We start from the raw sequence: 13,103 nt of genomic DNA, 5'->3' as shown, positions 1-13,103 counted from the left end.
GGTACAGCAGGTTGCAATGCAGTGACATCAACCACGAGCCAGAACCTTGGCCAGCGCTTCGAGGAAGCGGCTGTTTTCAGCAGGCAGACCGATGGTGATGCGCAGGTGGTTCGGCATGCCGTAATTGGCCACCGGACGCACGATCACACCCTCGCGCAGCAAGCCCTGGAACACAGGAGCCGCCACTTGACCGAGGTCGACGCAGATGAAGTTGCCCTTGGACGGAATCCAGCCCAGGCCCAGCTCACGGAAGCCTTCCTGCAATTGCAGCATGCCGCTTTCGTTGAGGCGACGGCCTTCTTCCAGGTACTCGGTGTCCTGCACCGCAGCGCAAGCCGCCGCCAGCGCGAGGCTGTTGACGTTGAATGGCTGGCGCACACGGTTCAACACATCGGCCACCACCGCAGTGGACAAGCCGTAACCGACCCGCAGCGACGCCAGGCCATAAGCCTTGGAGAAGGTGCGCGAGACCAGCAGGTTCGGATAAGCCGCGAGGAAGTCCAGGCCGTCCGGCAAGTCGCTGCCTTCGGCGTACTCGATGTATGCCTCGTCCAGCACCACCAGTACATGCTCCGGCACGTCCTGCAGGAAGTTATCCAGCACCTCGGCGCTGAACCAGGTGCCGGTCGGGTTGTTCGGGTTGGCGATAAACACGACACGAGTATTGTCATCGATGGCCGCCAGCATGGCTGGCAGGTCATGACCCCAGTCTCTCGCAGGAATCACACGCGCCTCGGCGCCAACGGCCTGAGTGACGATCGGATAGACCGCAAATGCATGCTCGCTGAACACCGCGTTCAAGCCCGGCGCCAGATAGGCGCGGCCGACCAGCTCCAGAATATCGTTGGAGCCGTTACCCAGGGTCACCTGGTTGATATCAACGCGGCAGTTTTTCGCCAGCAGGGACTTGAGCTCAAAGCCGTTACCATCGGGATAACGGGTCAGCTCGGCCAGCGCCTCACGAATCGCGGCCAGCACCTTGGGGCTTGGGCCCATCGGGTTTTCGTTACTGGCCAGCTTTACGATCTTCGACGGATCCAGATTCAACTCGCGCGCCAACTCGTCCACAGGCTTGCCCGGAACGTAAGGCGACAGTTGTTGCACGCCCGGCTGTGCCAGGGCGAGGAAGTTGCCACTCATGTTAAAGCCTCACAAAACCGCTTTCGGGTAAGAGCCCAGCACCTTGAGTGCCACGGCTTCCTGACTGATTTTCTCGAGCACACCCTTGACCAGAGGGTCGCGGTGATGGCCGACGAAGTCGATAAAGAACACATAAGTCCATTTACCGCTGCGCGAAGGACGAGTCTCGATTCGCGTCAGGTCAATCCCGTTATCGTGGAACGGCACCAGCAGCTCATGCAGCGCGCCGGGCTTGTTGCTCATGGAGACGATGATCGACGTCTTGTCGTCGCCGGTCGGCGGCACTTCCTGGCTGCCGATCATCAGGAAGCGCGTCGAGTTATCCGGGCGATCCTCGATTTTCTCGGCCAGGCGCGTCAGCCCATACAGGCCGGCAGCCATGTCGCCGGCAATCGCCGCCGAGTTCCACTCACCCTTGACCCGCTTCGCCGCTTCGGCGTTGCTGGACACCGCCACGCGTTCCACATTCGGGTAGTGCGCGTCCAGCCACTTGCGGCACTGGGCCAGGGACTGGGCGTGGGAGTAGATGCGGCTGATGCTGTCGGTCTTGGTGTTTTCGCCCACCAGCAAGTGGTGGTGAATACGCAACTCGACTTCGCCGCAGATCACCATGTCGTGCTCAAGGAAGCTGTCGAGGGTGTGGTTGACGGCACCTTCGGTGGAGTTTTCCACCGGCACCACGCCAAAATTCACCGCCCCGGCGGCCACTTCACGGAACACTTCGTCGATCGCAGCCATCGGCTTGCTGATCACCGCGTGACCGAAGTGCTTCATGGCCGCGGCTTGAGTGAAGGTGCCTTCCGGGCCCAGGTAAGCCACTTTCAGCGGCTGCTCCAGTGCCAGGCACGAAGACATGATTTCACGGAACAACCGCGCCATCTCTTCGTTGCCCAACGGGCCCTTGTTGCGTTCCATCACGCGCTTGAGCACCTGGGCTTCACGCTCCGGACGGTAGAATACCGGCACTTCGCCTTCAGCCAGGGAAGCCATCTTCACCCGTGCTACTTCCTGGGCGCACCGCGCGCGCTCACTGATCAGCTCCAGGACTTTCTCGTCCAGGCTGTCAATGCGTACGCGCAGGGCCTTGAGTTCTTGCTCAGACATTAGCCGTGTTCCTTTTCGAACTCTGCCATGTAAGCCACCAGCGCCTTGACGGCGTGGATATCGACAGCGTTATAGATGGAGGCGCGCATGCCACCTACCGAACGGTGGCCCTTGAGGTTCAACAGGCCGCGCTCGTCGGCGCCGGCGAGGAATGGCTTGTCCAGGCGGTCATCCGCCAGGCGGAACGGCACGTTCATCCACGAACGGTCGGTCAGGTTGATCGGGTTGCTGTACAGGCCGCTGGCGTCGATGAAGTCGTACAGGGTACGTTTCTTCTCTTCGTTGAGCTTGCCCATGGCAGCCACGCCGCCCTGCTCTTTCAGCCATTCGAACACCAGGCCCGACAGGTACCAGGCAAAGGCCGGCGGGGTGTTGTACATCGAGCCATTATCGGCCGCGACCTTGTAGTTGAGCATGGTCGGGCATAGCGAACGCGCACGACCCAACAGGTCTTCACGGACAATGTTGACCAGAATGCCGCTCGGGCCGATGTTCTTCTGTGCACCGGCGTAGATCATGCCGTACTTGGACACATCGATCGGGCGCGAGAGGATGTCCGAGGACATGTCGCAGACCAGCGGGACATCACCCACTTCCGGCACCCAGTCGAACTCCAGGCCGCCGATGGTTTCGTTTGCCACGTAGTGAACATAGGCCGCGTCTTTCGACAGCTTCCACTCGTTCTGACCGGGGATCGCGAAGTAGTCGTAGGGCTTGGCCGTGCCTGCCACATTGACGTGACCGTAACGGGAGGCCTCTTCAATGGCCTTCTGCCCCCAGATACCGGTGTCGATATAGTCCGCAGTGCCATCTTCCGGCAGCAGGTTCAGCGGGATCTGGGCGAACTGCTGGCTCGCACCACCCTGCAGGAACAGCACTTTGTAATCGGACGGGATGTCCAGCAAGTCGCGCATATCCTGCTCGGCCTTGGTGGCAATGGACACGAACTCATCGCTGCGATGGCTCATTTCCATCACGGAGAGGCCTTTTCCATGCCAGTCGAGGAGTTCACCCTGCGCGCGCTGCAGGACTGCTTCAGGAAGCGCCGCGGGACCGGCACAGAAGTTATAGGCTCTCTTGCTCACATCCAATCTCTCTGATCTGGTGGGACTGCAATCAACATCCCGCAACGCGGAACCCTGTAGGAGCTGGCTTGCCAGCGATGCAAACGACTCGGCGCTTCACTTGAATCGAGTTGATGCCATCGCCGGCAAGCCGGCTCCTACAAGAGCGGCGCGGCGTCGTATTTCAAACGAGACAAACAACAAGGGGGCGAATCTTCATCCGCCCCCTGTGTGTCCGCTTATTCCTGCGGTTCTTCTTCGTCTGCGGCAGCGTCGAGTGTTGGCTCGTCGACGCCGTCATCGGCATCGCCGATCACTTGCCCCTCGAGTGCAATCCCCTCTTCACCTTCCAGCTCCTCGCCTTCGACTTCCGATGGCTCCTGGACACGCTCCAGGCCTACCAACGTTTCGTCGCTGGCCAGCTTGATCAAGGTCACGCCCTGGGTGTTACGCCCCAGGCTCGACACTTCATCAACCCGGGTACGTACCAGGGTGCCCTGGTCGGAAATCAGCATGATTTCCTCACCATCCAGCACCTGGACCGCGCCGACCAGGCGGCCGTTGCGATCGTTGCTGACCATGGCGATAACGCCCTGGCCGCCACGCTTGTACTCGGGGAACTCGCTGATGGCCGTACGCTTGCCGTAGCCGCGGGCCGATGCAGTGAGGATCTCGCTGCCTTCTTCCGGGATCAGCATCGAAATCAGCTTCTGCCCTTCCGGCAGACGCATGCCGCGCACACCGCGGGCGGTACGGCCCATGGCACGAACGTCGGATTCCTTGAAGCGCGTGACCTTGCCGCCGTCGGAGAACAGCATGACTTCACGCTCGCCGTCGGTGATGGCCGCGCTGATCAATACGTCGCCTTCGTCCAGTTCGAGGGCGATCAGGCCCACGCTGCGTTGACGGCTGAAGGATTCCAGCGGGGTCTTCTTCACGGTGCCTTTCGCAGTGGCCATGAAGATGAAGTGACCTTCGGTGTACTCGTCTACCGGCAGCATGGTGGTGATGTATTCATCACTGTCCAGCGGCAGCAGGTTGACCAGCGGACGACCACGGGCGGCGCGGGACGCTTCCGGGATTTCGTAGGTTTTCAGCCAGTACACCTTGCCCTTGCTGGAGAACAGCAGCAGCGTGGTGTGGCTGTTGGCAACCAGCAGGTGAGCGATGTAGTCCTCATCCTTGACGCCGGTAGCCGATTTGCCTTTACCGCCACGACGCTGGGCCTGGTACGCAGCCAGAGGCTGGGTCTTGGCATAGCCACCGTGGGAAATGGTCACGACGCGATCCTCTTCCGGGATCATGTCACCCAGGGTCAGGTCGAGACGGGCGTCGAGAATCTCGGTGCGGCGCACATCGCCGTATTCGGTGCGGATCACTTCCAGTTCTTCGCGGATCACTTCCATCAGGCGCACCGCGCTGTTGAGGATGCGGATCAGCTCGCCGATCTGGTTGAGGATCTCCTGGTACTCGGCCAGCAGTTTCTCGTGTTCCAGGCCGGTCAGACGGTGCAGACGCAGTTCCAGAATGGCCTGGGCCTGTTCCGGGGACAGGAAATACTTGCCGTCGCGCAGGCCGTATTGTGGGTCCAGGGTCTCCGGACGGCACGAATCGGCACCGGCACGTTCCACCATCGCTACTACGGCACTGGATTCCCACGGCATCTTGATCAGCGCTTCCTTGGCTTCCGACGGCGTCGGCGAAGCCTTGATCAGGGCGATGACCGGGTCGATGTTCGACAGCGCAACAGCCTGGCCTTCCAGGATGTGGCCGCGTTCACGGGCCTTGCGCAGTTCGAATACGGTACGGCGGGTTACCACTTCGCGGCGGTGACGCACGAAGGCTTCCAGCAGATCCTTGAGGTTCAGGATGCGCGGGCGGCCGTCGATCAGCGCTACCACGTTGATACCGAATACGCTTTGCAGCTGGGTCTGGGCGTAGAGGTTGTTGAGGATCACCTCAGGCACTTCGCCACGACGCAGCTCGATCACCACGCGCATACCGTCCTTGTCAGACTCGTCGCGCAGCTCGGTGATGCCTTCCAGCTTCTTCTCTTTAACCAGCTCGGCGATCTTCTCGATCAGACGCGCCTTGTTCAACTGGTAAGGGAGTTCGGTGATGACGATCTGCTGGCGGCCACCGACCTTGTCGATGTCTTCGATGATCGAGCGGGCACGCATGTAAATGCGGCCGCGACCGGTACGGTAGGCTTCGATGATGCCGGCGCGACCGTTGATGATCGCGGCGGTCGGGAAGTCCGGACCCGGGATGTACTGCATCAGCTCATCGACGGTCAGCTCGGGGTTGTCGATGAGGGCCAGGCAACCGTCGATGACTTCACCGAGGTTGTGTGGCGGGATGTTGGTGGCCATGCCCACGGCGATACCGCTGGAGCCGTTGACCAACAGGTTGGGAATACGGGTCGGCATGACCGCCGGGATCATTTCGGTGCCGTCGTAGTTCGGCACCCAGTCCACGGTTTCCTTGTGCAGGTCAGCCAGCAGCTCGTGCGCCAGCTTGGTCATGCGCACTTCGGTGTATCGCATGGCCGCAGCGTTGTCGCCGTCGACCGAACCGAAGTTGCCCTGGCCGTCTACCAGCAGGTAGCGCAGGGAAAACGGCTGGGCCATCCGAACGATGGTGTCGTACACCGCAGTGTCGCCGTGAGGGTGATACTTACCGATCACGTCACCGACAACACGGGCAGATTTCTTGTACGGCTTGTTCCAGTCGTTACCCAGCTCGCTCATCGCGAACAGCACACGCCTGTGCACGGGCTTCAAGCCATCGCGCGCATCAGGCAGTGCCCGACCGACAATTACGCTCATCGCGTAGTCGAGGTAGGACTGTTTCAGCTCGTCTTCGATATTGACCGGGAGGATTTCTTTGGCCAGTTCGCCCATGAGAAGCCTGATTCCTTTTTCGGGTGAAACCTCGTCACATCCTATGGGACGAACGAAGCTCGCCGCTGCCGGCATGATGCCTGGCAACGACTTACGACAAATCAACGAGTTATGACACGGATCTGCGCATTAAAGGTTACCCCTTGGGGTGACCCTGGAAACCGCCGGATGTTATCACAATCGCCGCCACGCACCTATCCCCCTGATGCGCATGGAGCATAGTAAGTTGACGGATGACAGGCTTGACGGCGACGAGAGGGCCTTAGAGCTGGATCCAAGGGGATTTTTGCGGGCAAATTGCCTCAATGCAGGCGTTTACGACACATCAGTTGCGCCAACTTCGCCGTGTCGGGGCGTTCGACGATGCCTTTTTCAGTGACGATCACATCAATCAGGTCCGCCGGCGTCACGTCAAACACCGGGTTGAAGGCGTCTACATCAGCGGCTACGCGGGTGCCGCCGACTTCCAGCAGTTCACGGGCGTCGCGCTCTTCAAGCGGCACGTCATCACCGCTGGCGGCCATCAGGTCGATGGTTGAGCTGGGCGCCACCACCATGAAACGCACGCCGTGATGCATGGCGCACACCGCCAGCTGATAGGTGCCGATCTTGCTGACCACATCGCCATTGGCCGCAATGCAGTCGGCACCGACGATCACCCAGGTCACGCCTTTGGTCTTGAGGATATGCGCACCCGCCGAATCGGCATTCACGGTGACCGGAATGCCTTCATTGGCCAATTCCCAGGCCGTCAGCCGCGAACCTTGCAGCCAGGGCCGGGTTTCGTTGGCGTAGACGCGCTCCACCATGCCTTCCAGGAACGCCCCGCGAATCACCCCGAGCGCGGTACCGACGCCGCCGGTAGCCAACGCACCCGCATTGCCATGGGTCAGGATCGCCTGGACATTGCCCTGGTGCTTGCGGATCAGCTCTACACCCAGCTGCGCCATGGTCAGGTTGGCTTCACGATCACTTTGGTGAATCGCCACCGCCTCGGCCTCCAGCACCTTCAACGGGTCGGCGTGTTTCTTGAGGCGGTCGAGGCAATCGCGCATGCGCTTCATGGCCCAGAAAAGATTCGACGCGGTCGGGCGGGTATCCGCCAGCAGCGCGTAGTCCTCTTCCCAGGCGGCCTGCCAGTCATCGCCCTCGGCGATGTGGGCACGAGCGGCCAGCACCAGGCCATACGCCGCACTGATGCCAATGGCCGGCGCACCGCGCACCACCATTGTGCGAATGGCCTCGGCCACCTCGGCAGCACTGGTGCAGGCGACCCAGGTTTCTGCAGACGGCAAAATACGCTGATCGAGCAGGTACAGTGCGCCATCACGCCAGTCGATGGCCTTCACTTTCTCCGCAGCCAACAGTCGATCGCGCATCCCTCACCCCGCACTCATGAACAAAAGCCGCCGATTATAGCGATCCGCCAGCCAGGACGCTCGGGTATACTTCGCCGTTCTTTATAGATGCCTGGGAAACTGCCCTCGATGACACCGACTGCCGCCCCGCTCGACTTATTGCTGCTGCCCACCTGGCTGGTACCTGTCGAGCCTGCCGGCGTAGTGCTCAAGGAGCACGCCCTGGGCATTCGTGACGGGTGCATTGCGTTTATCGGCCCACGCGCCGCGGCCTTGAAGCTCGCAGCGAGCGAAGTGCGTGAACTGCCGGGCATGCTGCTCAGCCCCGGCCTGATCAACGCCCACGGCCACGCGGCCATGACGCTGTTTCGCGGCCTGGCCGACGACCTGCCGCTGATGACCTGGCTGGAAAACCACATCTGGCCCGCCGAGGCCAAGTGGGTCGACGAAGCCTTCGTCCGCGACGGCACTGACCTGGCCATCGCCGAGCAGATCAAGGGCGGCATCACGTGTTTCTCGGACATGTACTTCTTCCCGAAAGTCGCCAGCGAACGCGTGCACAACAGCGGCATGCGTGCGCAAATCGCCATCCCGATCCTGGATTTCCCGATTCCCGGCGCTGCTGACGCCGACGAGGCGATTCGCCAGGGCGTCGAGCTGTTCGGCGACCTCAAGCATCACCCACGGATCAAAATCACCTTCGGCCCGCACGCGCCGTACACCGTCTGCGATGAAAACCTGGAAAAAATCCGGGTGATCGCCGAGGAACTGGACGCCTCGATCCACATGCACGTGCATGAAACCGCCTTCGAAGTGCAGCAGTCCGTTGAACAGCGTGGTGAACGCCCGCTGGCACGGCTTGGCCGCCTGGGTTTGCTGGGGCCGCGCTTCCAGGCCGTTCACATGACCCAAATCAGCGATGACGACCTGACTTTGCTGGTAGAAAGTAACACCAGCGTGATCCATTGCCCGGAATCCAACCTGAAACTGGCCAGCGGCTTCTGCCCGGTGGAACGCCTGTGGCAAGCCGGCGTCAATGTGGCAGTAGGCACCGACGGCGCGGCCAGCAACAATGACCTCGACCTGCTGGGCGAGACCCGCACCGCCGCGCTGCTGGCCAAGGCCGTCGCCGGCTCGGCCACCGCCCTGGATGCCCACCGCGCCCTGCGCATGGCCACCCTCAACGGCGCCCGGGCCATGGGCCTGGAAAGTCAAATCGGCTCGCTGGAAGTCGGCAAGGCCGCTGACATCGTGGCCTTCGACCTGTCGGGCCTGGCGCAACAACCGATCTACGATCCGGTCTCACAGCTTATATATGCCACCGGACGCGATTGTGTGAAACACCTTTGGGTCGGCGGCAAGCAATTGCTCGACGACCGGCAACTGACCCGCCTGGATGAACAACAGTTGTGCGCCACGGCCATCGCCTGGGGCCAGCGCATCAGCGGACACAGCGAATAACACCCGCCCTGGCAACGCATGCCAGGGCCGGCAAAACGTTTTATCAGATTTAGAGGATTCCCCATGAGCAACGTCGACCACGCTGAAATCGCCAAATTCGAAGCCCTCGCCCATCGCTGGTGGGACCGCGAAAGCGAGTTCAAACCCCTGCACGACATCAACCCGCTGCGGGTCAACTGGATTGACGAGCGTGTCAACCTGGCCGGCAAGAAGGTACTGGATGTGGGTTGCGGCGGCGGGATCCTCAGTGAATCCATGGCCCAGCGCGGCGCCACCGTGATGGGTATCGACATGGGCGAAGCGCCATTGGCCGTGGCCCAGTTGCACCAACTGGAGTCCGGCGTGAACGTCGAATACCGGCAGATCACCGCCGAAGAGCTGGCCGAAGAGATGCCCGGGCAGTTCGACGTGGTCACTTGCCTGGAAATGCTCGAGCACGTGCCGGACCCGTCCTCGGTGATCCGCGCCTGCTTCCGCATGGTCAAGCCCGGTGGCCAGGTGTTCTTCTCCACCATCAACCGCAATCCGAAGGCGTACCTGTTCGCGATCATCGGTGCCGAATACATCATGAAGCTGCTGCCCCGCGGCACCCATGACTTCAAGAAATTCATCCGCCCTTCCGAGCTGGGCGCCTGGAGCCGTCAGGCCGGGCTGACCGTCAAGGACATCATCGGCCTGACCTACAACCCGCTGACCAAGCACTACAAGCTGGCCAGCGACGTTGACGTCAACTACATGATCCAGACCCTGCGCGAGGAGTAAGCCTGTGAAGTTGCGAGCGGTTCTTTTCGACATGGACGGTACCCTGCTGGACACCGCGCCAGACTTTATCGCCATCTGCCAGGCCATGCGCGCTGACCGCGGCCTGGCACCGATCAACGACCAGCACATCCGCGATGAAATCTCCGGCGGCGCCCGGGCGATGGTCGCCGTGACCTTTTCCATGGACCCCGAGTCCCCGGGCTTTGAAGAGCTGCGCCAGGAATTCCTCGAGCGTTACCTCAAGGGCTGCGCGATCCACAGCAAGCTGTTCGAGGGCATGGAAGAGCTGCTGGTGGATATCGAGAAATCCAGGCTGATCTGGGGCGTGGTCACCAACAAGCCACTGCGCTTTGCCGAACCGATCATGCAGCAGCTGGGCCTGGCCGAGCGCTCCGCGCTGCTGATCTGCCCGGACCACGTGAAGAACAGCAAGCCAGACCCGGAACCGTTGATCCTGGCGTGCAAGATGCTCGACCTGGACCCGGCCAGCGTGCTGTTCGTGGGGGATGACCTGCGGGACATCGAGTCGGGCCGCGACGCCGGCACTCGTACCGCGGCGGTCACCTACGGCTATATCCACCCGGACGACAACCCGCGCAACTGGGGTGCCGATGTGGTGGTGGATCACCCGCTGGAATTGCGCAAAGTGCTGGACAGCGCGCTGTGCAGCTGCTGATCGGGACTGCCTGAGGTTGCTGCAACTTTGTGGCGAGGGAGCTTGCTCCCGTTCGACTGCGCAGCAGTCGCGAAAAGCTGGGGCTGCTTCGCAACCCAACGGGAGCAAGCTCCCTCGCCACAGAAGCCTTGGCCAGCCTTAGCCGCAATCAATCACATGGATTTTCTGTGAACTTTGTCGAGGTTGTTTATGTTTGATTACTCCGCACGTCCAGAACTGCTCAAGGGCCGGGTTATCCTAGTCACCGGCGCCGGTCGCGGGATTGGCGCAGCGGCGGCCAAAACCTATGCGGCCCACGGCGCAACCGTGCTGCTGCTGGGCAAGACCGAAGCCAACCTGGCCCAGGTCTACGACGAAATCGAAGCCGCCGGCCAACCGCAGCCAGTGGTGATCCCGTTCAACCTGGAGACCGCCCTGCCCCATCAATACGATGAGCTGGCAGCGATGATCGAAAAGGAGTTCGGCCACCTTGACGGCCTGCTGCACAACGCCTCGATCATCGGCCCGCGCACACCGATCGAGCAGTTGTCCGGCGAGAACTTCATGCGGGTGATGCATGTTAACGTCAACGCGATGTTCATGCTGACCAGCACGCTGTTGCCGCTGCTCAAGCTGTCCCAGGATGCGTCGGTGGTGTTCACTTCCAGCAGCGTGGGCCGCAAGGGCCGGGCTTATTGGGGGGCTTACGGGGTGTCGAAGTTTGCCACCGAAGGCCTGATGCAAACCCTGGCGGACGAGCTGGATAATGTCGCACCGGTGCGCGCCAACAGCATCAACCCAGGCGCCACCCGCACCAGCATGCGGGCCCAGGCGTATCCAGGGGAGAACCCAACCGATAACCCGACACCGGAGGAAATCATGCCGGTGTACCTGTACCTGATGGGGCCGGACAGTACCGGCATCAATGGGCAGGCGTTTGACGCGCAATAACTATCTGGAACACAGTACAACCTAATGTGGGAGCGGGCTTGCTCGCGAAGGCGGAGTGTCAGTCAACAGAGATATCGACTGATCCACCGCCTTCGCGAGCAAGCCCGCTCCCACATTTGTATTGCGGTGATCTCTAGAACTTAGTTCTTCACCACTTCCTCAAGCGTGAAGCGCCCCAACGGGTTTTGCAGGAAGTTGCTCACGTTCTTGCGTGAGATGTTGATGTACGGGCTGTAGTACAAGTCGATCCAGTTCACATCCTGTTTCGCCATTTTCTGCAGGTCGACGTACATCTGCTCACGCTTGACCGGATCCGCCTCGATCCGCGCCGCGGCCACCAGGTCCTTGACCTTGTCGTTCTTGTAGCGGGTCATGTAGTTCTGGTTGGTGTCGTGGCCCAGCACGAAGGTGGTCTTCTGGTCCGGGTCGAGGATGTCGTTGGTCCAGTACATCACCGAAATATCGTAATCACCGTCCACCAGCATCTGCCAGCTTTGGGTCGGGTCGACCTTTTGCAGGTTGGCCGTCACACCGACCTTGGCCAGTTGATCCTTGATCATCACCGCAATCTGCTCGTCGGCTTCGTTGCCGGCGTTGACCACGTAGTTGAGCTTCAAATCCTGGGCGCCGGCAGCCGCCAGCAGTTTCTTGGCTTCGGTCGGGTCATACGGGCGTTGCAGGTTGTTGGCGTAGTGGTACAGCGAGCCTTTTGGAATGTAGGAATAGGCCACGGTGCCCTGGCCGAAGGTGGCGGTTTTCACCAGCGATTGTTTATCGATGGCCATGTCCAGCGCCTGGCGCACTTCCGGCTTGGCCAGCAGGCCGTGGGCGTGGTTGATCAACAGGTGATCTTCACGAGTGGACGGATCGGAGTGCACCACCACGTTCTTGTCTTTTTTCAGCTCTTCAACCCGGGAAAACGGGACGAAGATCGCCGTGTCCAGCTCGTTGTTCTGCACCATGCGCATGCGGGTGTTGTCGTCGGTGACGGAGACCCATTCCACACCATCCAGGCTGACGTTGCTGGCCTGCCAGAAGTTCGGGTTCTTCTTCAGGATCACCCGATCGCCCTTGCGCCACTCGTCCACGGTAAACGCGCCGGAGGTCACCGGGTTTTCCGAGTAGGCGTCTTCGCCCATCTTGGTCATGGCTTTTTCCGACAGGATCGACACCGTCGGCGAAGCCAGTTGCGAGAGGAAGGCCACTGCCGGGGTTTTCAAGGTCACTACCAGGGTTTGCGGGTCGCTGGCCTTGGCGGTGTTGATCAGGCTGAACGGGTCGCTCCACAGCGAGGCCTTGTTGTCGCGGATGCGCAACAGGCTGAAGGCAGCGTCGTCGGCGGTGATCGGCGAGCCATCCGAGAACTTCGCGGCACGCAGCTTGAAGGTGTACGTCAGGCCGTCCTTGGAAATGTCCCAGCTTTCTGCCAGCCCCGGTTCCATCTTGGTGCCCAGGTTGTCCACGCGCACCAGGGTGTCGTAGACGTTGGCGAACACCCAGGTATCGCGGTTCTGCGCGCTTTTGATCGGGTCAAACGTGGTGCTGTCTTCGCGGCAGCCGATGGTCAGCACACCTGCGGCGTGGGCAATACCGGCGGTCAGCGACCAGGCGGTGAGTGTGGCGGCGGCGAGCAACTTCAAGTGACGGGATTGCATGTCATAACTCCTTGTCTATAACGGCGGTTGTTCATGATCGGCAGGAAGGG

At 61.2% G+C, this 13,103-nt stretch carries 10 protein-coding genes; 4 read left to right on the top strand and 6 right to left on the bottom strand.

Annotation, left to right across the window (positions count from 1 at the left end; translation table 11 throughout):
* Positions 1-27: 27 nt before the first annotated feature.
* The 5 genes from hisC to mtnA form a co-directional block, all read right to left on the bottom strand.
* The gene (hisC, locus tag HX814_RS06210; RefSeq protein ID WP_008437685.1) at positions 28-1,140 is read right to left on the bottom strand and encodes a histidinol-phosphate transaminase; all 1,113 of its coding nucleotides are present in this window, start codon (positions 1,138-1,140) and stop codon (positions 28-30) included.
* Positions 1,141-1,149: 9 nt separating this feature from the next.
* Complete coding sequence (gene pheA, locus HX814_RS06205; protein WP_003218812.1) at positions 1,150-2,244, bottom strand: prephenate dehydratase; 1,095 nt, start codon at positions 2,242-2,244, stop codon at positions 1,150-1,152.
* Positions 2,244-3,329, bottom strand: coding sequence for a 3-phosphoserine/phosphohydroxythreonine transaminase (gene serC / locus HX814_RS06200; protein WP_003218814.1), 1,086 nt, complete (start codon positions 3,327-3,329; stop codon positions 2,244-2,246). The genes pheA and serC overlap by 1 nt, the downstream gene beginning before the upstream one ends.
* Positions 3,330-3,547: 218 nt before the next feature.
* On the bottom strand, positions 3,548-6,211 hold the full coding sequence (gyrA, locus tag HX814_RS06195; protein ID WP_177008096.1) for a DNA gyrase subunit A: 2,664 nt from the start codon (positions 6,209-6,211) through the stop codon (positions 3,548-3,550).
* Between the two features lie 302 nt (positions 6,212-6,513).
* Positions 6,514-7,590 carry an S-methyl-5-thioribose-1-phosphate isomerase gene (gene mtnA, locus HX814_RS06190; protein WP_003218821.1) on the bottom strand — a complete coding sequence of 359 codons (1,077 nt, stop codon included), beginning with the start codon at positions 7,588-7,590 and terminating at the stop codon, positions 6,514-6,516.
* A 108-nt stretch (positions 7,591-7,698) separates the two neighbouring features.
* On the opposite strand from mtnA, the gene HX814_RS06185 reads away from it, so the two are divergent.
* The 4 genes from HX814_RS06185 to HX814_RS06170 all read left to right on the top strand — a co-directional run bounded on the left by HX814_RS06185 (position 7,699) and on the right by HX814_RS06170 (position 11,398).
* Complete coding sequence (locus HX814_RS06185) at positions 7,699-9,030, top strand: TRZ/ATZ family hydrolase (RefSeq protein WP_003218823.1); 1,332 nt, start codon at positions 7,699-7,701, stop codon at positions 9,028-9,030.
* Between the two features lie 63 nt (positions 9,031-9,093).
* Positions 9,094-9,792, top strand: coding sequence for a bifunctional 2-polyprenyl-6-hydroxyphenol methylase/3-demethylubiquinol 3-O-methyltransferase UbiG (gene ubiG, locus HX814_RS06180; protein ID WP_003218825.1), 699 nt, complete (start codon positions 9,094-9,096; stop codon positions 9,790-9,792).
* 4 nt (positions 9,793-9,796) lie between these two features.
* A complete protein-coding gene (gene mupP, locus HX814_RS06175) occupies positions 9,797-10,468 on the top strand; it encodes an N-acetylmuramic acid 6-phosphate phosphatase MupP (RefSeq protein ID WP_003218827.1) in 672 nt (223 codons plus the stop codon).
* Positions 10,469-10,657: 189 nt separating this feature from the next.
* On the top strand, positions 10,658-11,398 hold the full coding sequence (locus HX814_RS06170) for a YciK family oxidoreductase (protein WP_003218829.1): 741 nt from the start codon (positions 10,658-10,660) through the stop codon (positions 11,396-11,398).
* 140 nt (positions 11,399-11,538) lie between these two features.
* On the opposite strand, the gene HX814_RS06165 is transcribed toward HX814_RS06170, so the two are convergent.
* Positions 11,539-13,053, bottom strand: a complete 1,515-nt coding sequence (locus HX814_RS06165) for an ABC transporter substrate-binding protein (protein ID WP_102368422.1) — start codon at positions 13,051-13,053, stop codon at positions 11,539-11,541.
* Positions 13,054-13,103: the final 50 nt, after the last annotated feature.

The organism is Pseudomonas sp. C8002 (genome assembly GCF_013385765.1).
Lineage (GTDB): Bacteria > Pseudomonadota > Gammaproteobacteria > Pseudomonadales > Pseudomonadaceae > Aquipseudomonas.
Note: the sequence above shows the minus strand (reverse complement) of the source record. Positions and strands in the feature narration are given on the sequence as shown.